The following is a 23,181-nucleotide window of genomic DNA, read 5'->3' on the forward strand; positions in this document are numbered from 1 at the left end:
TCATTCCACCTGGACCGACAGCGCCGCCCTAGCCGGCAGCTCCGTCTGCGAGTGAGAAGTGAATACAGATACAGCAGGGTGGGAACACGGTTTTCGTGTTCCCACCCTGCTGTTGTGCTGGTCTGCTCTAGCGGGGCAGGCCGGCTGCCGGGCTAGTCGAGGCCGCCTTATTTATTGCGGCGACGCATGATGATCGTCAGCAGAATCCCCAGGAAGATGAGGCCTACAGCGATCGCGATGGCACCCGCTACTTGCGCACCGGTTGCCGCGAGGGAACCCGAGTCGGCGGAGTCCTCGTTGGCTTCGCTACCTGAATCGCCTGCTGGATCCTCAGATGCTTCCACCGCCGGGTCCGCGCTTGATTCCTCAGATGGCTTCTCGCCTGGTTCCTCGGATGGGTTCTCAGACGGCGCTTCAGACGGCTTCTCGGAAGGTGCCTCAGAAGGGTTCTCGGAAGGCTTTTCCGATGGGTTCTCGCTCGGTTCCTCGGATGGGTTTTCCGATGGCTCCGGCGACGGCTTCTCGGTCGGCTCGTTCGTTGGCGCCTCTGTCGGTTCTGGTTCCTTTGTCGGTTCTGGCTCCGCTGTCGGTTCCGGGGTCGATGCTGGTGCCGGCATCTTGATGACAGCTTCAGCAGACGCGCTCGCGCCCGCGCCCTTCTCGCCAGCATCGGCCTTGGTTGCGCTGAACGTCGTCACGCTCTTCGCAGAGCGCTCCCCCGCCTTGTTCTTGACGGCGTCGCCGGTGATCGTTGCCTTGTTGACCAGGTCTTCCTGCTTGGCGACATCGGCTTCGGTCACGGTGTATTCAGTGATGCAGATCAGCGACTGCTTCGGCTCAAGCCGCAGCGACGCGTCCTTGACATTCACCTTGGCGCCGTCAATCTGGCATGCGAGGTCCAGCGGAGCCTTACCCTCAACCCACGTGTCAACGAGCCTGACAGGCTGAACCGCGACCTCACCCGAGTTGGTACCCGTGATGGTGAACTGAGCGGTCTCACCCGCGCCGAGCTCCGCTTCGCTTACGAGCTTGCCCGTGGCAGGGTCCTTCAGGAGTTTCGTCAGCGACAGCTGAGGGGCCTTCGGTGCCTCAGTAGGCTCCGGCGAAGGCTTCCCCGTCGGTTCCTCGGTCGGCTCAGCCGTTGGCTCACCCGTCGGTTCGTCCGTAGGCTCGCTAGTCGGCTTTGCGGTCGGTTCCTCCGTCGGCTCTTCAGTCGGCGAAGGTGCCTCCGTCGGCTCAGCCGTTGGCTCACCCGTTGGCGAAGGCTGCTCAGTTGGCTTCTCAGTCGGTTCAGCCGTTGGCTCCTCAGTCGGCGAAGGCTCCTCGGTCGGTTCAGCCGTCGGTTCTTCAGTTGGCGAAGGTTCCTCGGTCGGCTCCTCCGTCGGTTTAGGTTCCTTCGTCGCTGCCGGCGTGAATTCGGCGGTAGCGGTCACCGTGTCGGCTTCGACGTCGTTGTATCCGCCGCTTGCCTCTGCCGTGTTCACGATTGGCTTGCCAGCGGCAACATCTTCCTCAGTGACAGTGATGGAACCCGTGCAGGTTGCGGTGTCTTGCGGGTCGAGGAAGATCCGCCCGTTCGCGATGCCTCGGCCGTTCCATTCACACGTCAGCTCGGAGCCGCGGTCGGAAAGCATCTGGTCGTTGACCAGAACGTTTTCGACGCTACCGGTACCGGTGGAGGTCACCACGATGCTGTAAGTCACCGTATCGCCAGCGGTAAAGCCTTCGGCTGGCTCATCGAGGATGCTCTTCTCGATCTGCAAAGCGGGCAGGCCAACTGGGGAGGTCGCGGTCGCTTCATCGCTTTCGACGTCCTCGCCGGCAGGGGTCTTGCCCTTCGCGGTCGCGGTGTTGATGATCTCCGTCTTACCGTCCGCCACATCGCCGTCAGTGACGGTGTAGGTCGCGGAGCATTCAGTCTGGCCGTTCGGTGCGAGTGTGTCGTCTTCACAGACGACGTCCTCGCCCGCGTCGGCGAGCATCTGGTCATTGATTTCGATGTCGGAAACAGTCACGTTGCCGGTGTTGCGTACCGTGAACCAGTATTCGATCTCGTCGCCGACCGTGCTGTTGTCGTCACCGTATTCGCCCCACGCTTCTTTGCTTACCTCAAGCTGTGCGTCTGCGGCTGCTGGGATGACTTCCGCGGAGTCAGTTTCCTTGAGGTTTTGTGGCTCACCGGATGCTGGGCGGGTCACGGCCTCAGCTGTCACGGTGTTCTTGAGAGGCTCGCCCGCGTCAATATCTCCTTGCGTCATCCGATATTCGGACTCACAGTTGAGGGCTTCACCGACGTTCAGCGCGAACTTCTCGTCGTCTGCGTAAACGTAGTCGCCGTCGACCTCGCAATAGAGTTCGAGCGGTTCCTTACCGTCAACCCAGGAACCGGTGAACGCGACGTCGTGAAGGTCAGCTGCACCCGTATTCTCGAGCTTGATGGTGAACTTCGCGGCATCGCCAACGTTCTTCTCAACAGACTTTTCGCCGTCGATGAGGGTCACGAGCTTCATCGACGCGTCCCCGCCTGGCTGCGGCGACGGATCCTCAGTAGGCTCAGGCTTCTCGGTCGGATCCTCAGTAGGCTCAGGCTTCTCGGTCGGCTCAGGCTTGTCAGTCGGCTCCGTCGTCGGCGAAGGCTTCTCGGTTGGTTCAGGCTTTTCGGTTGGCTCCGGCGTTGGCTCCTCGCCGGAGAGGCGGATCACTGCGCTGTCGGCCGCTCTCACGTCCAGTGTCTCCCTTGGCCTCTGTTTGCTACCGAAGTTGTCGAGGTAGTCGTAGGCGCCGCGAACACTGGCCTCGTTGGTGAGGTCTTGTTTCGCATCTACGTCAGCTTGCGTCACAACGTAGGTTGCGGAGCACTTGAAGGATTCGCCCGCCTTCATCTTGACGGTTGTCTTGGTGTTCGGGAAACCCATGTAGGTCTCGCGCAGCGCCTGGCCCTTGTACTGGGTGCCGTCCGCTTTATAGAACGTGCATGTGTGGGACAGCGGTTCGCGTCCGCTCATCCAGGTGTCGGTGAGGGTTACTCGATCCAGCGTCACGTTGGAGGTGTTTTCACCTTCCGTGGTGAAGGTCGCTTTCTTACCGGCCTCCTGGGTCACGCTGTTGGCGCCGTTGACTTTCTTCGTCACCTTGAAACCGAGCTGAGGCTTGATGATGCCGAAGTCGATGCCCGCATGCCCTGTAGTGCTATTGATGGGGATGGGCCCGGTATACCACTGGCCCTGTTCCCGTGGGACAAAGCTGCCAGCGTGGGTGAGTCCGTCGGTGGCTTCCACCGGATAGATGACGACGACGTATGTGCCGTCCGCTACGTCGTTGAAGACGTACTTTCCTGCCCTATCTGACCTCATGGAGGCTACAGCATCTTTGGGTTTAGGTACCCCGGCAGCATTTGTCAGCGTCCGCTTTTCAAACAGTGCCACCTCATAACCGGATAGCACCTTTTCGCCCTCGTTGCGGGACTTGTCCTGGTTGACGTCGTTATAGACGGTCCCGGTGATCTGCCGCGGCTTAGCCGCTTGCTTGCTCGCGGCAAGCACGGAGCTGTTGACGGCCTGTTCCGGGGCTGCGTGGCTGGTGACTGCGCCTGTAGCCATCGATCCGATGAGGCCGAATGAAGCGATGAGGGCTAGTACGCCCCGTGCACGTCGTTTGCGACTTGCGCTGCGTGCAGATGTGAGGTGAGAACCCCAGGTCATAAGCGCTCCGCTCTAGAACTAGTTAGAGACTTCGCGCCACATAGCTATGCGTAACACCTGCGGGCGGCCGATGTCAGGCCCGCAAACAGTCTCAACCCAGGCTCCAGTACATGCCGACTAAGGCATACTGCACGTGCGGAGCCGCGAGGGCACAGTGGTGGCGCGAGATGGGTGAAATACAACACAAGATTCTACATCGACCGTGGGCCACCAGCACATCCGTGATGGAAGTTAACGGCTCACTTCTCGATGGCTTCCGGGGCCACTTCCAGCGCGTCTCGCGGCTCTGTAGCTTTCACGTCACGCGGCGTGACCGTGGGCATATCGCCGAACAGTTCGTGAGCGGCTCGCACCACGCGGCGGGCAAGAACCCGGTTCGCTACCCCGCCGAATGCCGCGCCTGCCCCGAACGGCATCGCGCGGCCCAGCGCGGACGCGGATTGTCGTTTGGCGAATTTCTTCAGGAACTTTGAATGCAGTTGCTTGCCGAGTGAGGCATATGATCCGCCCGCGCCGATCGCTGTGGCGAAGAAGGTGCGCATCCCGATTTTGCCGCCGGATGCGATAACGCCGGACATGTCTTTGAGGATCTTGATGCCCTCTTCGCCCAGCATGAGGGCCATCACGAGCTCGCCTGCCCGCTCCGGGTCATCCACGGCGACTCCGTGCAGTTCTGCCATGCCTTGCGCATAGAGCGCGGTCGCTTCCAGGTAGCCGATGGCCACACCTGCGGAGAGCCCGAGTGATGCGAGTGTGCCTAGCCCAGGCACGATGGCGGCGGCACCTCCCGCGGCACCCATGGTTGTTACGGTGCGCACATAGTTCACTTCGATGATGCGTGCGAGCTCAGCTGGGGTTGCGGTGGGGTGCTTCTTGCTCAACCGGCGGATGTAGGCGACGACTACCGGCCTCTGCCACCCAACGACGCGTTTGAGGCCTCGTTCGAAACCGTCATTGACCTTGCCGCCATCGGTCACGATGCTGCGGGCGAGCATTTCGGTTGCTTCACGCGGTAGAACTACCTCCGCGCTGCGACGTTGGCGCGCTTTACGGGCGCGGCGCGGCGTCGCTTGAGTACGGGGCGTGTTCTCAGTAGACATGTTCCCAGCCTAACGTGCTGGGCGGGGGCTCTTAGTCACGCTTGAGCGTGATGTCAGCCCACACCATGCGGCGCTCACCGCTCAGGTGATCGGTTGAGCCGTGTTCGTGGTGGTCTCCCGCATCGCTCATCGCGGTTTCAATTCCGGATTCTACGATCTTGGGACCCGCCGTGACCCCAACATAGTCGGAGCGGCTAGCCACTCCGTCCATGCGGGTCGCATACTGGGTTGCGCACATGAAGTCCATGAACGTGCGGATCTGTATCGGCAACGTGTTCTCACACTGCCCAGCAGCCATGGAAGGTTTCGCAACCTCTAGGGATTTCGAATCCATGAGCGTTTCAAGTTCGGCCGATGCGTCTTGACGCATCTGGTCTGCGTCGTTACCCAAAGATGCCTCGTCCGGACCGAAGGCGCCAAGCACAACCGCGCTCGAGGACTTATCCAAGCCGCCGTACTGCCCGGCGTCATCGGTCAGCTCCCGCAACTTGGCGTTGTCGCTGAGATACATACTCAGGAAACGCAACTGGTCAAGCCTGCGCACAGGGTCAGCACCCTCGCCGTTGTCCGGGGTGAGGTCTGTTGCGATGACGTGCAGGGTCTCGCCGTCAACTTTCAACGGGATGTCCCACATGCTCGTCGAGTTCAGTGGAAGAACCGACCTAACAAGCTTCGAGTATTTCTCAGTATCGAGGCTGTTGCCCGGTACCTCGTCCCAGGTCAGGTCATTGAACGTGCGGACTTCATCCTGATCGATGGGGTAACGCGAGTACAAGACCATCGAGCGTTGTCCCTCAAAGTGTCCCGCGCCGAAAGCGTCGCCGGGGTCCCCTGTTGTGCCGTTTCCGTTGAGGTCGGCACCGGACTGTATGCCCGCATTCGTTGTTGCGGAGTAGACGTATTTGTACTCGGTCGAGGACGGTTCCTTGGAGCCTGCATCCGCATCTGCGTTCACTTCGGCGCCGTCGGTTTGTGCCTGGCCGAGGTACTGTTCATTGAAGATGTCAGCGACGTGGCTGTCCGTATCGATGTCAGTGACCAGGAGAACATCCGGGCGCGTCTGCTGGACACTGCGGGCGAGCATCTGGGCGGCGGCGTCGTTACCGCCTTCGAGACGCTCGGCGAGCGCCCCTTCTCGCTCTTCACTCAGGCCGGCGCTCACGGTAGCTACACGAAGCGATGCTTTGCCGCTGTCTTGTTTTGCGGTGTGCTGTTTTCCGGTGTGCACCATTGAGGCGTTCGCCCCAACGGTAAGCACTTCAGGTTTGAGGTTCAGCGTTGCCGCTGTTGCTTGTGGGGCGACGCCCAGCGTGATGCCGAACAGGGCCGCTGCGGCGGCCGCATAGAAACGTCGCATACTTCCACGGTAGAAGGTTTCGGCTCAGATGCAAGAAAAACTAAGACTGCACAGGGTGTTCACAGTTTGATTGTTATCGGCGTTTTGCCTTGCAATCGCGCCGATCTGGCGTGTTCAATCCCGCGCGACGTAACCTGAAGGGGTGGTTATCGGTATCTAATCGTGACCATTCCGTGACCTGAAGTCTCGTTGTTCGGAGGACTAAGCATGCACCGCTTCCGCAACAGTCGCGTCTCTGATGTGAAGATTGACTGGCCGGCACTCAAGGACATCCTGGCTGATGCCGGCTACGCCTCGCGCCCTGTGGGTGTTTTGTTCGCGGATCATTTTCACGCGAATGCCGAAAGCCTTGTCAAGCGTCTCAAGAAGGCTTCCACTCTGCGCAGTAACATCCGCACTAACACCGGCACTAACACCGGCTTGTCCCCTACGGTTCGGGTTGCGAGTAAGTCGCTGCGCATCCGTAAGGCGCTCGATGCCGCACTGCAGACTCCTGGTTTCGCTGGGATTCTGGGTTTCACGCTGGCGGAAGCCGTGTGGCTTGCCGAAAAGGGTTATCAGGACATCGTGGTTGCGTACCCGAGCGTGAATGCCGAAGCGATTGCGGCGTGGACGGCGAGCGAGGCCGCGCTGCAGCACGTGACCCTCATGGTCGATGATCCGCAGCAGCTGGAGATTATCGATCACCTCGCCCCCGGCCATCCGGACCTCAAGGTCGCTATAGAGCTCGATGCGGCTTACCGTCCCGTACGCGGCGTCATGGTGGGTGCGGCACGTTCGCCGCTATCCAGCCCGGAGGAGGTGGCCAGGCTGGCGGCCCACATCGTGGGCAGGAAGGGTTTCACGCTGGATGGGCTCATGGCCTACGAGGGGCAGATCGCAGGCGAGGCGAACGCGGGGAGCTCGCCGCGGCAAGTGATCTTGCGGCGCATCCAGGCGGCTTCCGCGAAAGAGATCGCGCAACGGCGTGCTGAAACCGTCGATGCTGTCTCCGAGATCGCTCCGTTGCGTTTCGTCAACGGCGGCGGGACCGGTTCGATCGAGACCACCGGGACCGAAGCTGCCATCACGGAGGTAGCGGCAGGCTCCGGGCTCATCGGCCCCGGTCTATTCGACCACTACACCGCTTTCAAACCAGCGCCGGCCCTCGCGTTCGGGATGGATGTTGTACGCCGCCCCAACAAGAACACCGCAACAGTGCTCGGCGGGGGCTGGGTCGCCTCCGGGCCGCCCGGTCCAAGCCGGCTACCGAGGGTCGCGTGGCCACCCAACGTCACCTACCGCGCAACTGAAGGTCCCGGTGAAGTGCAGACCCCGCTCACCGGACGAGGCGCTCGCGGCCTTGCAATCGGCGATGTCGTGTGGTTTCGGCACGCGAAAGCCGGCGAAGTATCGGAACGCCTCAACAGCGTTGTAGTCATCTCAGGCTCAGAAGTCATCGACGAATGGCCCACCTACCGTGGCGAAGGGAAAGCATTCCTATGAAAACCAATCCCCACACCAAAAAGGCCGGCACCCGCGCCAGCCGGGCCAGCGCCCGCGCTTCCAACAAAACCGGCCGCGCCGCAGCCCGAGGCAAAGAGTGGACCAACTGGTGCCGCCTCTACCGCAGCGAACCTGCCGAGGTTTTCACCCCACGTGATGAAGCCGAGCTCGCGGCACTGCTGGTGCGCGCCTCAGAAGAGAAACGCACCGTCCGCCCTGTGGGTGGAAGCCACTCCTTCACCCCGCTAGCGCACACCGACGAGATCCTGCTCGACATGCGGAACTTCCACGGCCTCTACGCAGTCGACCCACTGGGCGGGACCGTAACGCTCGGCGCCGGAACCCACTTGTGGGAGCTACCAGCCCTACTGGAACCTTATGGGCTCGCGTTAGCGAACATGGGAGACATCGACCGGCAAACCATCGGCGGCGCACTGTCAACCTCAACCCACGGCACCGGCCTCGGATTCACCGGCTACGCGGGCATGATCCGTGCACTGCGCATCGCGCTACCAACCGGGCAGATCGTCACCGCGTCCCCCACCCAAAACGCTGAGCTTTTCGAGGCCGCACGCGTGGGTCTCGGCGCGCTCGGCGTCATCATCCACGCAACCCTCGCCGTCGTGCCCGCGTTCATCCTGCATGCAGAGGAACGGCCCGTGCCGCTGGCCGACACGCTCGAGAACTTCGTTGAGCTCTCCTGCGAACGCGACCACGTCGAGTTCTATTGGTTCCAGCACACCGACGTCGTGGCCCGCAAAATCAACCGCCGCTCCCCCGGCTTTGAAGGCGATAAACCGCTGTCTTCGTTCAAACACTGGTTCGGGGACGAACTGCTCAACAACGGCGGGCACCGCGCCATCTGCGAACTCGGCAGGTTCGCGCCGAAAACCGTTCCGGCGCTCAATAAACTCGCGGCACGCACGATGGGCAACCGCAGTTTCGCTGACACCTCCCATAAGGTCTTTGTCTCGCCACGGCGCACACGGTTCCGCGAAATGGAGTACGCGATCGACATTGCCGACTATCACGAGGTTTTCAGCGAAGTGGTCCGCGCCGTCAACGCGTTCCCGGAAGGGATCACATTCCCGCTGGAAGTCCGGACCGCCAAAGGCGATGACGTGTGGTTTTCAACCGCTCACGGCCGTGACTCCGTCTACATCGCGGTTCACCGGTTCTACCGCGAAGACCACAGAAAATACTTCGCCGTGCTCGAAGACATCTTCAAAGCCGCCGGCGGGCGCCCCCACTGGGGCAAACTCCACACCCTCGGGCCAGAGGACCTTCACGAGCGCTACCCACATTTCGGCGACTGGCTCACCGTCCGCAAACAAGTAGACCCCAACGGGGTGCTCCTCAACAGCCACCTATCCACGATGCTCGGGGTGTGAACGTGCTCAGGGTGTGAACACACGCGAGCCCCGGAAACACATCAGCCTCGGAGCTGACGCATCGACGGCGTACCGTCTGGTCAGTTCCGAGGCTGATCTTTGTGTGGGCCCACCGGGGATCGAACCCGGGACCAACGGATTAAAAGTCCGGTGCTCTGCCAGCTGAGCTATAGGCCCCAGCTCCCTATCGTAAACGACACCACCGCAGTTTCCCTAACCCGCCCGTCACGATCGCTACCTCCTGGCCCCGCCACCGGCACCAGTCCTGTCTTAGATCCGGGGCCAACCGCCCCATCGTCGACACAAACCCGGCCCTGCCACCGGCGCAAACCCGACCCCGCCACCGGCACCAACCCGGCCGCGATCGCGCGTGTTCCTACACTGGAGGGGATGAGTTTTTCGGCGCGCACCCACCACAAGCCAGCCGTGATGCCTCCCGAGCTGTTGGACCGTGAGGCACCTGGCTCGGATCCTGCACATCATTCCGAGGCGGCACACCTGACTGCCCACGCTATCGTGCATCAGGGCCGTTCGGGGGTTGAGCCGGAGGTTCTGGACCGCCTCATCAAGCTCGCGGACTCGGATGGTCTGCTTGAGCTCGCCGAACTGTGGTCCGCCTCCTCTGCCGTTTCGCTGCCGGGTACGTTGTGGCGGCTGTATGTGCTGCGCCGGGCTGTCATGAACGATGCGCACCGCTGGTCCGCGCTGTTCCGCGCCGGTATGTCTGTGGATGACGTCACGGTTGTGGTTGCCGGGGTCGCGGACCCGCCGGGGCCTACCGAGGTGGTTGAGGTCACCACCGCGATCCTCACGGGCGCCTATACGGGAGACTTCGCCGTCGCGCTTGAACGCGCCGCCGCGTTCTGCCGGCTCGTCGCCGCCGGGCAGGCAGCCCACGCCGACAGCGCCGAGGCGCACGCAACACAGCATGCCCGCGCACTCACCGAAAGTTCGCGACGCTTAGCTTCCACCGCGTCGGACCTCGTCGCCTCAGCTGAAATGTGGCGCCGCAACCAACTCGAATAGCCCCGCCGCGGCCACACCAACCTGGCGCAAGGACTACCGGTATCCCCGCAGCGCTTGACGAGCACCCGGCCCCGTCTGCCACACTGGAGGGGACACCGGGCCGCAGGAGGCCCCGGGCTCCAAATATCTGCCGCTTCGAGCGGCCTTCCGCCGAGAGGCGCCCCCGGCCCGGTGTCTTTCAGAACCTGGCTTCTGTCAACGTCCGGGATCTTTGTCGCCGCACATTAGTTCGCGCATCGCTGCCTGCGCAGATCCCCCGCCGCTCAACGCGTTTGTCTGTTAACCTTCACTCATTAGACTGCCAGCTGTAACGTCCCCTTTGAGAATGAGGTTTCCGTGCGTTTGCGGCTGTTTCCTTCTGAGGCTCGAAGCCTCAAGTTGCTGGCCGGCATGTCTGAGCTGTTATACGAGGCCATCGGTTCGGCCGCCCAACTCATCTCTGCGCCTGCAACGGAACGGACCGCTTTGCGTGAAGCGATCAAGGAAAACCTGAACGAGGTTGATGACAAAACCTATACATTGCTCACGCATTTGCGCACCTCATTCATCAACCCGTTGCCTCGGGAAGACCTGTTCACGTTCTCTCGCCACCTTCGCGCATCCATCGGTGCTGTCTCTAATGCGGCGGGCCTCATCCCGGATGCGATCCCGATGCGTTCAACGTCGCTGCCTGAGCTTCTTGAGCTTCTGGGCCAGCAAGCCAAAGTGTTACGGAAAGTTTTCGCGCATCTGGCGCAGCTGGACAACGTCGAAGACGATTGGCTGGACCTCATGGGGCTCACCACCCGCGGCCGCCACACGATCCGTACCTGGAAACTCGAAATCAGCGAAACCACCCGCGTACAGACCGCTTTGTCTCAAACCATGTTGCTCGATGACTTGCGTGAAGCCCAGTACGAACTGATTCAGGCGATGAACCATCTTGGGACCATCCTGGTCAAGGAATCGTAAATGGGTTTCCTTTTGGTGTGTGCGTGCCTGCTGTGGGCTTTGGTCACGTTCCTCAACGGTTTCCATGACGCGTCCAACGCTGTTGCGACCTCGGTGCGTACGCGTGCTTTGACCCCTGGTATCGCAACGATTGTTGTGGCCGGTTTCGCTGCGGCCGGCACATTTCTCTCCACGGGGCTGGGGATCGCGTTTCAAGACCAATTCGAGCTGGCTTTGGCGCCCGGTCCTGCGGGCCTCGTGATGGCGATGGCGGCGCTGGCATCGGCGGCTATGTGGGCTTTGTTCACGTGGTGGCGTGGACAACCGACCTCCCAAACCCACGGGATGTACGGCGGGCTTGTAGGCGCCTTGGTAGCGGCGATAACGATGGGCCACATGGAGAACACGGGCGTGTGGCTGACCTTGTTGTTGGCGATCCTTATTCCGCTTGCGGTCACGGTGCTTGTTGCGCCACTGTTGTCGATACTGATCATGATCCCGGCGGCGTGGCTCATGCGGTATCAGACACCGAAATCTGCTGACCGGATTGGCCGGGTTTCCCAGGCGATCGCGACCGCTGCGGTGGCATTCGCTCACGGGTTGCAGGACGGCCAGCGTTTGGCTGTCTTCCTGCTTGTTATGACCGCTACCGCCGGATTAGATTTCGATTACGGTGACATGCATGGTTTCGAGATCATCACCGCGGTGATCCTGGGTGCGGGAATGCTTGTGGGAGGTTGGCGCATAACCTATACCCTCTCAACGCGGCTCGTGCAGCTGGACCCGTTGCGGGCAGGCATGGCGAAAGTTTCTTCTTCCCTGCTCGTGTTCTTCGGTTCGATCGCCTTCCACTTACCGATCTCTTCAACCCAGTCCGTCACAACTTCGCTACTCGGTGCCGGCCTCACACAACGTCACATGACCGTGAATCAGCGCCGCGCCGTTGAAGTCGCGGCTTACTGGCTCATGACACCGGTGGTGACCTTCCTCGTCAGCGCCGTCCTGTACCTCGCCGCGTCCCCACTCATCGGGTAGCGCACCGCTGCCCCGCCTTGCGCAGCGGCCAGCCTGCGCCGCGGCCAACCCGTCCAGCACCCAGCCAGCACATCTTCCGCTTAAACAGCGATGGTGGCGCCCGCTGTCTGCAGGCGCCACCATCGTGGTGTGGCTATTGTTTCGCCGCCGCTACTGCACGCTCGTAGCTCCGCGGCGTGGTTTAGCCGAAGCGGCCGGACACGTAATCCTCGGTGTCTTTCTGCTGTGGGTTGTTGAAGATCGTCGAGGTGTCGTTGTATTCGATGAGCTCGCCTGGCTTGCCGGTGCCTGCGATGTTGAAGAACGCGGTCTTGTCAGAGACGCGGGCTGCCTGCTGCATGTTGTGGGTCACGATCACCACGGTGAAGGTGTCCTTGAGCTCGTTGATGAGGTCCTCGACGGCGAGCGTGGAGATCGGGTCGAGCGCGGAGCACGGCTCGTCCATCAGGATCACGGACGGCTGGACTGCGATAGTGCGGGCGATGCACAGACGCTGCTGCTGACCACCGGAGAGACCGGAACCTGGCTTATCCAGGCGGTCCTTGACCTCGTTCCACAGGTTCGCGCCGCGCAGCGACTTCTCGACAATCTCCTCACGGTCGGAGGAAGAGAGGCGCTTGCCGTTGAGTTTGAACCCGGCGAGGACGTTGTCCTGGATGGACATGGTCGGGAACGGGTTGGGGCGCTGGAAAACCATGCCGACCTCGGTGCGGACACGCACTGGGTCAACACCTGAACCGTAGATGTTGTCGCCATCGAGTAGCACCTTGCCCTTGACGTGTGCACCCGGGATGACCTCGTGCATACGGTTCAAAGTCCGTAGGAAGGTGGTTTTACCGCAACCGGATGGGCCGATGAACGCGGTAACGGAACAAGGGTCAATCGTCATGTTGACGTCTTTTACCGCGTGCGTGCTGCCGTAGTAAACGTTGAGGTCTGAGACGTCGATGCGCTTTGCCATAGTTTTTATTTCCTTCACTTTGACCTGGTGGTCAGTGGTTGGTGTGACCTGTGGTCAGTGGTCTATGAGAGCTCGTGTGTGGGGTGGCTGGCGTGTTCCGTACCACCCGGTTCCTTTAGCGGCCGGCCTGCTTCGGTGCGAACATCTTAGCGATGATGCGTGCCAGCAGGTTCAGCAGCATCACGATGATGATCAGGACAAGCGCTGCACCCCATGCGCGTAGGGTCGATGCGTCTTGCGCGGCTGGCGCTGCCGGGTAGTTCAGCTGGCGGTAGATGAAGACCGGTAGCGCCATCATCCAGTCCTTGAACAGGTTGAAGTTCACGACTGATGCGGTACCTGCGGTCACCAGGATCGGCGCGGTTTCACCGATGACGCGTGCGATAGCGATGGTGACGCCGGATGCGATACCGGATAGCGCGGTTGGGAGGACAACCTTCATGATGGTGCGCCACTTGCGTACGCCGAGTGCCGCTGACGCTTCGCGCAGCTCGTTCGGGACAACGCGCAGCATTTCTTCGGTTGAGCGGACCACAACCGGGATCATGAGCACTGACAAACCGATCGCTGCAGAGAAACCGATCAGCTGGGAGCCTGGCCGCATCTGGAACAGGTCGAGCATCACGTAGGCGGAGATACCGGCCGCGAACAGACCCGCGACGATTGATGGGATACCGGTCATGACGTCAACGAAGAAGCGGATGACCTTAGAGAGCCAGTTGTCGCGTGCGTATTCGACGAGGTAGATCGAGGTCAGCAGACCGATCGGCACGGAGATCACGGTGGCTGCGAGGGTGATGAGCAACGTACCGATGAGTGCGTGCTTGATACCGCCGATGAGCGGGCCGCCTTCGCGGGCGTGCTGGATGTCGGCGATCGCGATCTGTCCTTGCATGTCGGATGCGAAGAACCCTGGCGCGACGATCGCTTTGGAGCCGTTAGCGACAACGGTCCAGATGACTGAGACGAGTGGGACCAGCGCGATGAGGAACGCGCCGACGATGAGGTTGCGGGCTAGCGTGTTGGCCGCTTGGCGGCGGTTGGCTACCAGCAGGGTTGCAACGTAGTCGACGATCAGGAAGATGATCGCGGAGACGCAGAGCCAGCCTGCGATGTTGAAGCCGATGAGCGCTACGATGGCGGCGCCGAGGATCAGCGAGATGACACCGATGAGTGGCTCGCCCCATCGTGGCATTTGTCCGGAGGTGAGGCGGCTACGGCCGTGGCGACGTTCCCCCTCTGGTGTGGTTTTGGTGCGCTGTTCGGTCGCGTTCACTGGTTTTACCTCAGACTTTTGGGAGCTGTGTTCGTGATTCGGGCGGGTCATGTTAGTTAGCTCCGTCGAATTCTTTGTGACGGGACACGATCCACCGTGCGATCAGGTTCACGATGAGGGTGATGATGAAGAGGACCAGGCCGGCCGCGATGAGTTCGTTGGCGCGTAGGCCGGAGGACTCTGGGAAGTGCAGGGCGATGTCTGCCGGGATGGTGGAGTTACCGGAACCGATGAGGTTGATGGTAAGGCCACCTGCGGAGAGCACCATTGCGACTGCCATGGTTTCGCCGAGGGCGCGGCCGAGGCCGAGCATGATTGCGGAGACGACGCCGGCGCGGGCGAATGGGAAGACTGCCATGCGGATCATTTCCCAACGGGTTGCGCCGAGTGCCAGCGCTGCTTCTTCGTGAAGTTTAGGGGTTTGGACGAAGATTTCGCGGGAGAGCGCGGTGATGATCGGCAGGATCATCACCGCGAGCACGACCGATGCGGTCATGAGTGTTCGGCCGGTCTGGGATGGGTCACCGAAGATCGGGATGAATCCGAGGTTGTCGTGCAGCCAGTTGAAGATCCCGACCATCGCTGGGCCGAGCACGGCCATGCCCCATGCACCGTAGACGACCGATGGGATCGCTGCGAGAAGGTCGATCACATAGCCGACCGTTTTCGCCATGCGGCGGGGCGCGAAGTGGGAAATGAACAATGCAACACCAACTGCGACTGGTGTTGCTAGGAGCAATGCGATGCCGGCGGCGATGAGGGTACCGATCGCTAGCGGCAGGACGTAGTTGAGGAAGCCCTTGCCGCCTGTGATGTCTGCTGGGTCTGCAGTCAGCGCCGGAATGGACTGGGTGACCAGGAAGACCGAGACGAAGACGAGGATGACAAGGATGATGATGCCGGCTACCAAGGCGGTGCCGGAGAATACTATGTCTCCGACTCGGCCTTTCGCCTTTTCATCGAGCGGGCCACTCTTTGGTGCCAGCGATGGGGAAGTCACGAGATTGCTCCTGTGCGGGTGAATCCAGTGGGATGTGGGGGCTTAGATGCGTGGTCGGGCGGCCGGCAATCAAGCCGGCCGCCCGTCACAGGTATGCGTTACTCGGCGACCTTGATGGCGTCGATTGCCTTTTCGGCGTCCTTACGCATTGCTTCGGTCATTGGTGCGGAGCCAGCAGCTGCCTGGGCAGCGTTCTGGCCGTCTTCGCTGACCACGTAGTGGCCCCATGCCTGGACCATGTCCACGGTCGACTGATCCTTATAGGTGGAGCAGTAGATGTGGTAGGAGACGAGGACGAGTGGGTAGGTGCCCTCTTCGGTGGAGGTGCGGTTGATGCGCACAGCCATGTCGTTCTCGTTCTTGCTTTCAACGCGGTCCGAGATTTCAACAGACTTAGCTGCTGCTTCTTCCTCTGGGGCCTGGAAGTTCTCGCCGACCTTGATCTTCGCAAGGGTCAGGTCGCCAGCTGCGGATTTGTCGGCGTAGCCGATAGCGCCGTTGCTCTTCTGGACAACACCAACCAGTGCGGAGGTGCCCTGTGCCGCTTCGCCGCCGAGGTCGGATGGCCACTCTTCGACGTTACCTGCTGGCCAAGCGTCCTTAGCGTTCTCAGCGAGGTAATCGGTGAAGTTGTCGGTGGTACCGGACTTGTCAGCGCGGTGCACTGGGATGATCTTGGTGTCTGGAAGGTCAACACCCTCGTTGAGTGCGGCGATCGCTGGGTCGTTCCAGGTGGTGATGTCCTCAGCGAAGATCTTCGCCAGCGTCTCGGCATCGAGGTTGATCTCGTCAACGCCCTCGAGGTTCACGACGATCGCGATTGGGGAAATGTATGCAGGGATGTTGATTGCGCCCTCTGGGCCGCACATCTTCTCTGCGTCAGCAACTTCTTCTTCCTTGATGGAAGCGTCGGAGCCTGCGAAGGAAGCCTGGCCGGAGAGGAATGCCTTACGGCCAGCACCGGAACCAGCTGGGTTGTACTGGACGTTGAGGTCCTTCTGGGATTCCTTCAGACCAGCGGTCCATGCGCCAATAGCGGATTCCTGCGAGGAAGCGCCAGCACCGGAAAGGGTGCCGGAAACCTGCTTGGCGTCGCCGTTGCCGGAGTCTTTGTCCGAGGAGCCGGAAGTGTTGTTTGCCTGGCCACATGCGGTGAGGCCCAGGGCCGCGATGGACAGGATTGCAGCCGTACGGCCGAAGTGCTTAATCTGCACGGTCTTTCTCTTTCATTCCTGGGGAGGCGAGTGCCGCGGTTTTGCGGCGACGCTCTAGACGCTAACCACGCAAGGTAACGGAACCTGTGGCCTTATGTGAACAACAGGTGAACTATTTGGGGTGGTGTAAGAATGGAGGATAGATATTGATCACATTGGGTGTAAGGAGGTGCGCGGGATGAGCACACGCAGCAAGCGGAAGCTACCCCGCGCATCGAGCGCAGCCATGCGCCACCTCAAGGCCCGCCTCAAAGGTGGCCTCCGCCGGGTACAGATCTCCATGACCCGGATCATCTTCGCGACAGTCGGGTCAGTGTTCTCTTTCTGGTTCGCAGAAAAAGTGCTCGGCCACCAACAACCGATCTTCGCCGCAACCAGCGCCCTCATCGTGCTCGGCTTCGCGACATCGTCCCACTTGCGCAGAACCCTTGAGGTCGCGCTCGGGTGCACGCTCGGCATCGTGTTAGGCGACGTGCTGATGACGCTGTTGGGCAGGGGCGTATGGCAGGCCGCGATCGTCGTGTTCCTCTCCCTCGTGCTTGCACGCTTCCTTGACCCCGGCGTGATCTTCGCAACCCAACTCGGCGTCCAATCCCTGCTGGTTGTGCTGCTACCCATCCCCTACGGCGGCCCGTTCACCAGATCCATCGACGCGATCATCGGCGGCACCGTGGGCCTACTCTTGATGCTGATGTGGCCACGCGACCCACGGCGAGCGCCAGCGGCGAAACTTTCGGGCCTGCTGCGGGAGGTCAGTCAGTGTTTCCGTGAGTTGGGTGAAGCGCTTGAGCGTTCAGATTCGCAGGCCGCGTGGCACACGCTGGTGCGGGTGCGTAACGCTAGCACGCTGGTTGATCAGGCGCGGCAAGAGATCAAGACCTCCAACGATTACGCGAAGTTGAGTGTTTTGGGGCGGCGGCACCGTCATGAGTTGAGTGATCAGGAGCAGCTTTTGGAGGTTGCTGACCTGATTCTGCGTGGGCTCAACGTGGTGGCTCGGCGTGCCGCGGGGCTTTTGAACACCTTGGCGCCCGATGCGGAACAACGGGAACGCTTACACACTCTGTTTGAGGGGTTCGCTGATGCGATGAACGCTTTGGCGAACTCGGCAGCGGAGACCTCAACGGGGTCTGCGAACATGATGCGGCGCCGTGCCCGCTCGATCATGGAGGAGGTCGTGGGCGACTTGGATGCGGCCTCGTGGCGTGCCGAGACCATGCAGTTGACCACGCTGATTATGCTGTTGCGGCCTACTGCCGTGGATATTCTGCACGCAACCGGAGTCCCGCGCGACGCCGCATCGGAATACCTGCCCCGCATCTAGCGTCGTTGTTGCGGCAGGGTTGCTGCTGTGGCGGGATGCTTTGGCGGAGCGGGCCTGCGTGAACAAAGTGTCAGGGTATCTGCGTAGGGTTGGAGCATGAGTTCTTCTGGGAAAAAGGCGTCCCGAAAGTCGAGTGAGTTTCGGTGCCAGGAGTGCGGGTGGGCGACCATCAAGTGGGTTGGTCGTTGCCCTGAGTGCGGGACGTGGGGATCTGTTGAAGAAGTTGGCCCTGAGCTGGGTCAGCTGACTCAGGTGCGTTCAGCGGCTAAGCCGGCTCAGAAAATCGCTGACATCGATTCGCAGCCGGCGGTGCATCGGGCTACTGGCGTGGGTGAATTCGACCGGGTCTTAGGTGGAGGCTTGGTTCCAGGCGCGGTGATTCTGCTCGCCGGGGAGCCTGGCGTGGGTAAGTCGACCCTGCTGATCGATGCGGCGGCACGGTCTGCCCGTTCTGGTTTGAAGGTCCTCTATATCTCGGGTGAAGAATCCGCCGCGCAAGTGAAGTTGAGGGCTGAGCGCATCGGAGCCATCTCGGATGATCTGTATCTAACCTCGGAAACTGATCTGGGGACCGCGTTGGGCCAGGTTGAACAGATTGAGCCGGACTTGTTGATCGTGGATTCGGTTCAGACCCTGGCATCTGCCGAGGTTTCCGGTTCCGCGGGCGGGGTCTCACAGGTGCGTGAAGTCGCGTCCGCGTTGATCGGTACCGCTAAAACTAAAGGAATCACCACAATCGTTGTGGGGCACGTGACCAAGGAAGGCACTATCGCCGGGCCGCGTCTACTTGAGCATCTGGTGGATGTGGTGTGTCAGTTTGAAGGCGAGAAACACTCACGCCTGCGGCTTCTACGCGCGGTCAAGAACAGGTACGGCCCCACCGATGAGGTCGGCTGCTTCGACCTGACTGACTCCGGTATCGAGGGGCTAGCCGATCCGTCCGGGCTGTTTCGTACACGCACCATCCAACCCGTTGCCGGCACGTGCCTCACCGTGACCGTTGAAGGCCGCCGCCCACTCATCGCTGAAGTTCAGGCGCTAGTGACGGCGGCGACCACGCCGTCGCCGCGTCGTAGTACAACCGGCCTCGATTCTTCCCGGGTTTCGATGCTGCTAGCTATTTTGGATTCCCGGGCAGGGCTCGCCTTAGGCCAGACCGATTGCTTCGTAGCAACCGTGGGCGGTGTCCGGTTGACTGAGCCCGCGATCGACCTTGCGGCGTGCCTCGCCGTGGCCTCGGCGGTAGCGAACCACCCTCTGGACCAACGCATGATCGTGTTCGGTGAAGTCGGTCTTGCAGGCGAGGTGCGTGCGGTACAGGATGTTAACCGGCGCATCGCTGAAGCGCACCGTTTGGGGTATCAGCGAGCGATCGTCCCCGCCTCCCCCAACGGACCCGGGAAAATCCCTGACGGAATGGAAGTCAGGACCGTAACGAGCCTCGCGGAAGCTCTACATTTAGCAGGTTTCACACCGGCCGGCTCATCCTAAATGAGGCCCCATCCGCCGGCGAGCGCTTCTAGAATAAAGATGAATGTTCGTGCGCGCTCCGCTGGCTCGGGGCTGCGCATCGCGATGTGAAAGGTACCCAACCCACGTGACGCCTCGTTATTCAGAACATGTGCGAGCCGAGCACTACCGGCCCGATGACCTGCGGCCTGAGCAGGCCGAGGCTCTGCGGCAGACGATGATCAGGCTCGCGCCCGGCACTGAGTTGCGCGACGGGCTTGAACGGATTGTGCGCGGCCGCACCGGCGCGCTCATCGTGCTGGGTTTCGACCGGGGGCTTGAGCAATTGATCACCGGCGGATTCCCGATCGATATCGAGTTCTCGCCGACTAGGCTGCGGGAGCTTGCCAAGATGGATGGTGCGATCATCGTCTCCCGGGATGTCACCCGCATCCTGCATGCCGGAATCCACCTAGTTCCTGACCCGACAATTCCCGCGACGGAGACCGGAACCCGGCATCGCACGGCAGAGCAGACCTCGGTTCAGACCGGCTATCCGGTGATCGCGGTATCACAGTCGATGAACACCATCACCATCTATGTTGATGGGCAGCGCCACCAGCTTGAGGGTTCTGAGACGATTCTTGCGCGGGCAACGCAGGCGCTTTCGACCCTGGAACGGTATAAGGCACGCCTGGTTGAGGTGACGAACGCGTTATCGAATCAGGAGATCGAGAACGTTGTCACGGTGCGCGATGTCGCGATGGTGCTCCAGCGGCTTGAGATGGTGCGCCGCATTTCAGAGGAGATCCGTGATGACATCCTTGAACTAGGTGTTAACGGGCGGCTCGTTGATTTGCACCTTGAAGAGCTCAGCACGGGCGCTGGGCCGTCGCTTTCGGTTGTTTTGCGGGACTACGCGAACGCGGCACGCCGTGCCGGTATCGGTGAGACGCTTGTGGACATCAACCAAGTAGAGCAACAACTTGCTGCCATGGACTCTCCACACCTGGTGGATCTTGGGCAGATCGCGATGCTTTTGGGTTTCCCGGAGGGCGCCTCGGATCTTGACCGTCATGTTGAGCCGCGCGGTTTCCGCCTGCTGTCCGGTATTACTTCGCTACCTCAGCATCTTGTGGAGCGGGTGGTTCAGCGTTTCGATGGCCTGCAGGAGCTCATGGCCGCGAACGTCGATGAGCTACAAGAGATTGAAGGGGTCGGCGAAAGCCGCGCCCGCAGCGTACGAGAAGGACTAAGCCGTTTCGCTGAAGACAGTCTGTTGGAACGCTACCGCTGACCCCGCCGGCAGGTGGGGGGCTGGCGCGGTGGCTACTTCAGCAGGAACGCGGCCGGTTCGGATTCGTTGGAGCCTAGGCTGACTTTGAGTTTGTAGGTACCTGGTAGCGGTTTTGCTGAAATCGGTTGACATTCGGGCAGGGACCGTACTCTGTTCCACGTGAAACGGGCGTTTTCCTCTTTGCCTTTTTCAAGCTTGAGCTTGATGTCTTCTGCGTCTTTCTGGCAGTCGCGGGTCGAATAGATCCTGTCGGAGCCGGAGGTCACCACGAACTCTTGTTGGCTGGTGCCGACGTTCATGGTGCAGGGGACGTCGCCGGTGTTTTTGATTTTGAGGATCAGTACGGGGTTTTCACCCGCGCCATAGGATTTCTTGTCGGTCGCTGCGCTGACTTTGATGTCGCCCTCCGCGCATTCTTGACTGCCGTCGGGCCGAGGGCTGGGCCGCCCCTCCCCCTCTTTCTCATCTTTAGCATCACCAGTGCTCTTATTATCTTCGGCATCACCAGTGTTCTTATCTTTAGCATCTCCAGTGCTGCTATTTTCTTCGCCCGACTGTTTCGAGTCTTCCGCGGCTTGTTGCTGCTGGCTTTGTTCTTGCGCTTGGGTTTTGCCTCCACCGAAGACCCCGGAAACCCATTTAACGACACTCACGATGCCCAAGGTTATTAAGGTGAGGAGGATCAGCAGAATAATCAGTGCCACAATACGGCGACGTCGATACGTGGCTGCAGACGGTTTCTGGTTCTCGGTGGCCATGCCTCCAGGATAATCGGCTAACCATCCCTGACGAGCTAGCCGCCGTATGATGACACACGTGTCCATCCAGAACCCAGTCCCCACAACGCCCTCCGCCAGCGTGGTCCGCGCACGCGTCAACGAATGGTTCCAAGCCCACGGCCGTGACCTTCCGTGGCGCCGTCCTGAGGCGAGCCCCTGGAGCATCCTCGTTTCGGAGATCATGTTGCAGCAGACCCCGGTGGTGCGGGTTCAGCCGGTGTGGGAGGAGTGGATGCGACGCTGGCCTACCCCGCATGATCTCGCGGCTGAGCCCGCCGGTGAGGTCCTGCGCGCTTGGGGTCGCTTAGGCTATCCGCGCCGTGCGTTGCGTTTACATGCTTGTGCACAGGCGATCGTCACGGAGCACGCTGGCGTGGTTCCCCGCGATCTTCCGACACTGCTTTCTCTGCCCGGTATCGGCGAGTACACGGCCGCGGCGGTCGCGTGTTTCGCATACCAGGTCCCGGCGACCGTGGTTGATACGAATATTCGCCGGGTTGTGGGTCGCGCTTTTCACGCTAAGGCGCTGCCGGGGCCTTCGATGACTCGGGCGCAGTATCGTGAGGCTCAAGCATTGATGCCGGCTCACCCGAATGAGGCGGGGGATGCGGCGGATGCGTCGTTCACGTCTGCGGAGGTCGCTGAGGCGAATACGTGGAATGCGGCCTCGATGGAGTTGGGTGCGCTGGTGTGCACGGCCCGGGATCCGCGGTGTGGTGAGTGCCCCGTGGAGTCTGTGTGTGCGTGGGTTGCTGCAGGGAAGCCGGCAGCGGATTACGTTCCGCGTGGGCAGGCGTGGCATGGGACGGACCGACAGGTGCGTGGCCGGATGATGGCGGTTTTACGGGAGTCCGATGGCCCGGTTCCGTACGGTGTGCTCGTTACGCGTGATGGTGCGGAAGGGGCCGCGCAGGAAGTCGCGGAGGCGCATTTGCGTTCTGCTTTGGCTCAGTTAGCTTTGCTTGGTGCCGACGATGCGCAGCGGGCTTCGTGCGCCCGCGGACTTATTGAGGATGGGCTGGCGGTGCTGACTACTTACGGTGAGGTGTCACTTCCCGGCTAGGTGGCTTCCGGCGGCGACCGCTGAGAGCGTGGATATATGCCCCGCACCCCTCAATTCCGGCACCGCTCAACTCCAGCTCAATTCCCGCGCAGCTCAGCCCTGACGCACCTTAATTTTGGCTCATGAGCGGGGTGATTCGTTCTTCGACGTCTTTGAGCGAGGTGATCATGCGGGTGTTGCCGAGGGTGTTTTGTTTGACGCGTGCGAGGTCTAGGAACTCGGCGACGCCGTCGTCGGGTGAGCGCAGGAGTTCTTGGAACACCTCGGGGGCTACGGCGTCTTGTTGGTCCATAACTTCGAATCCGTGTTTTTTGAAGAAATCGACTTCGAATGTGAGGCAGAAGACCCGGTGGATGCCGAGGTCTCTGGCGTCTTGGAGTAGGTGTTCCAGCAGCATTGCGCCGCATCCGCGTCCGGCGGCGTCTGGGTGGACGGCGAGTGTTCGGATTTCGCCGATGTCTTCCCACATGACGTGGAAGGCTCCGCAACCAATGATGCGCCCGTCGGCGTCTTCGGCGACCCTGAATTCTTGTAAGGATTCGTAGTAGGCGACGGCTTCTTTTTCCAGCAGGATCCGCTGTTCGGCGTATGGGCGTACGAGGTCTCGGATGAATTTCACGTCTTGTGAGCGCGCTGGCCGGACGGTGATCGCGTTGGGGTTGTGTGTTGCTGGGGTTGCCATGGTGTCCATCGTAGTTTGGTGGCCTCAATATAAAGGCCTGTTAAGGCTGCGCTCAGTTATGACTGGGCCGTATTATGACTAGGCCCTGTTAAGACTATGCCCAGTTAACTG

18 protein-coding genes and 1 tRNA gene are annotated in these 23,181 nt (G+C 61.1%); 9 read left to right on the forward strand and 10 right to left on the reverse strand.

Annotated elements, in window-relative coordinates:
- Nucleotides 1–167 precede the first annotated feature (167 nt).
- From HMPREF3175_RS10570 to HMPREF3175_RS04405, 3 genes are all read right to left on the reverse strand, one after another.
- Nucleotides 168–3,701 (reverse strand): DUF7507 domain-containing protein, encoded by a 3,534-nt coding sequence (locus HMPREF3175_RS10570; protein WP_070490842.1) that lies wholly within the window; start codon nt 3,699–3,701, stop codon nt 168–170.
- Between the two features lie 239 nt (nt 3,702–3,940).
- On the reverse strand, nt 3,941–4,801 hold the full coding sequence (locus HMPREF3175_RS04400) for a hypothetical protein (RefSeq protein WP_052048611.1): 861 nt from the start codon (nt 4,799–4,801) through the stop codon (nt 3,941–3,943).
- A 31-nt stretch (nt 4,802–4,832) separates the two neighbouring features.
- Nucleotides 4,833–6,158, reverse strand: a complete 1,326-nt coding sequence (locus HMPREF3175_RS04405) for an endonuclease/exonuclease/phosphatase family protein (protein WP_070490845.1) — start codon at nt 6,156–6,158, stop codon at nt 4,833–4,835.
- 207 nt (nt 6,159–6,365) lie between these two features.
- Here HMPREF3175_RS04405 and HMPREF3175_RS04410 point away from each other — a divergent pair, with 207 nt between their 5' ends.
- Nucleotides 6,366–7,643: a type III PLP-dependent enzyme domain-containing protein gene (locus HMPREF3175_RS04410; RefSeq protein ID WP_083289391.1), complete on the forward strand. Its 1,278-nt coding sequence runs from the start codon at nt 6,366–6,368 to the stop codon at nt 7,641–7,643.
- The gene (locus tag HMPREF3175_RS04415; protein ID WP_141742463.1) at nt 7,640–9,034 is read left to right on the forward strand and encodes a D-arabinono-1,4-lactone oxidase; all 1,395 of its coding nucleotides are present in this window, start codon (nt 7,640–7,642) and stop codon (nt 9,032–9,034) included. Before HMPREF3175_RS04410 ends, HMPREF3175_RS04415 begins: the two co-directional genes overlap by 4 nt.
- Nucleotides 9,035–9,138: 104 nt before the next feature.
- On the opposite strand, the gene HMPREF3175_RS04420 is transcribed toward HMPREF3175_RS04415, so the two are convergent.
- Nucleotides 9,139–9,211: transfer RNA gene (locus tag HMPREF3175_RS04420), tRNA-Lys, on the reverse strand.
- Between the two features lie 213 nt (nt 9,212–9,424).
- On the opposite strand from HMPREF3175_RS04420, the gene HMPREF3175_RS04425 reads away from it, so the two are divergent.
- From HMPREF3175_RS04425 to HMPREF3175_RS04435, 3 genes are all read left to right on the forward strand, one after another.
- A complete protein-coding gene (locus HMPREF3175_RS04425) occupies nt 9,425–10,060 on the forward strand; it encodes a hypothetical protein (protein WP_070490847.1) in 636 nt (211 codons plus the stop codon).
- A 390-nt stretch (nt 10,061–10,450) separates the two neighbouring features.
- Nucleotides 10,451–11,011, forward strand: coding sequence for a hypothetical protein (locus tag HMPREF3175_RS04430; protein ID WP_141742464.1), 561 nt, complete (start codon nt 10,451–10,453; stop codon nt 11,009–11,011).
- Nucleotides 11,012–12,025, forward strand: coding sequence for an inorganic phosphate transporter (locus tag HMPREF3175_RS04435; protein ID WP_052048605.1), 1,014 nt, complete (start codon nt 11,012–11,014; stop codon nt 12,023–12,025). It abuts the gene before it with no gap.
- Between the two features lie 181 nt (nt 12,026–12,206).
- On the opposite strand, the gene pstB is transcribed toward HMPREF3175_RS04435, so the two are convergent.
- The 4 genes from pstB to HMPREF3175_RS04455 all read right to left on the reverse strand — a co-directional run bounded on the left by pstB (nt 12,207) and on the right by HMPREF3175_RS04455 (nt 16,476).
- Nucleotides 12,207–12,986 (reverse strand): phosphate ABC transporter ATP-binding protein PstB, encoded by a 780-nt coding sequence (gene pstB, locus HMPREF3175_RS04440; RefSeq protein ID WP_035757300.1) that lies wholly within the window; start codon nt 12,984–12,986, stop codon nt 12,207–12,209.
- A 115-nt stretch (nt 12,987–13,101) separates the two neighbouring features.
- Nucleotides 13,102–14,181, reverse strand: coding sequence for a phosphate ABC transporter permease PstA (gene pstA / locus HMPREF3175_RS04445; protein WP_052048627.1), 1,080 nt, complete (start codon nt 14,179–14,181; stop codon nt 13,102–13,104).
- Between the two features lie 133 nt (nt 14,182–14,314).
- A complete protein-coding gene (gene pstC / locus HMPREF3175_RS04450; RefSeq protein WP_083289394.1) occupies nt 14,315–15,262 on the reverse strand; it encodes a phosphate ABC transporter permease subunit PstC in 948 nt (315 codons plus the stop codon).
- Nucleotides 15,263–15,360: 98 nt separating this feature from the next.
- Nucleotides 15,361–16,476, reverse strand: coding sequence for a phosphate ABC transporter substrate-binding protein PstS (locus tag HMPREF3175_RS04455; protein ID WP_035757297.1), 1,116 nt, complete (start codon nt 16,474–16,476; stop codon nt 15,361–15,363).
- A 178-nt stretch (nt 16,477–16,654) separates the two neighbouring features.
- Between HMPREF3175_RS04455 and HMPREF3175_RS04460 the strand changes: the two genes are divergently transcribed.
- The 3 genes from HMPREF3175_RS04460 (at nt 16,655) to disA (ending at nt 20,546) form a co-directional block, all read left to right on the forward strand.
- Entirely contained in the window at nt 16,655–17,800 is a 1,146-nt protein-coding gene (locus HMPREF3175_RS04460; RefSeq protein WP_035757294.1) for an FUSC family protein, read from the forward strand.
- Between the two features lie 96 nt (nt 17,801–17,896).
- Nucleotides 17,897–19,291, forward strand: a complete 1,395-nt coding sequence (gene radA / locus HMPREF3175_RS04465) for a DNA repair protein RadA (RefSeq protein ID WP_070490851.1) — start codon at nt 17,897–17,899, stop codon at nt 19,289–19,291.
- Between the two features lie 160 nt (nt 19,292–19,451).
- Nucleotides 19,452–20,546, forward strand: a complete 1,095-nt coding sequence (gene disA / locus HMPREF3175_RS04470) for a DNA integrity scanning diadenylate cyclase DisA (protein ID WP_256173838.1) — start codon at nt 19,452–19,454, stop codon at nt 20,544–20,546.
- Nucleotides 20,547–20,578: 32 nt separating this feature from the next.
- Here disA and HMPREF3175_RS04475 read toward each other — a convergent pair whose 3' ends face one another.
- Nucleotides 20,579–21,304, reverse strand: a complete 726-nt coding sequence (locus HMPREF3175_RS04475) for a DUF4834 family protein (protein WP_070490853.1) — start codon at nt 21,302–21,304, stop codon at nt 20,579–20,581.
- Nucleotides 21,305–21,353: 49 nt separating this feature from the next.
- Between HMPREF3175_RS04475 and HMPREF3175_RS04480 the strand changes: the two genes are divergently transcribed.
- Nucleotides 21,354–22,388: an HhH-GPD family protein gene (locus HMPREF3175_RS04480; RefSeq protein ID WP_239445944.1), complete on the forward strand. Its 1,035-nt coding sequence runs from the start codon at nt 21,354–21,356 to the stop codon at nt 22,386–22,388.
- 109 nt (nt 22,389–22,497) lie between these two features.
- On the opposite strand, the gene HMPREF3175_RS04485 is transcribed toward HMPREF3175_RS04480, so the two are convergent.
- Nucleotides 22,498–23,070: an amino-acid N-acetyltransferase gene (locus HMPREF3175_RS04485; protein WP_052048623.1), complete on the reverse strand. Its 573-nt coding sequence runs from the start codon at nt 23,068–23,070 to the stop codon at nt 22,498–22,500.
- Nucleotides 23,071–23,181 lie beyond the last annotated feature (111 nt).

This window comes from Arthrobacter sp. HMSC08H08, assembly GCF_001807575.1.
GTDB classification, from domain to species: domain Bacteria; phylum Actinomycetota; class Actinomycetes; order Actinomycetales; family Micrococcaceae; genus Pseudoglutamicibacter; species Pseudoglutamicibacter albus.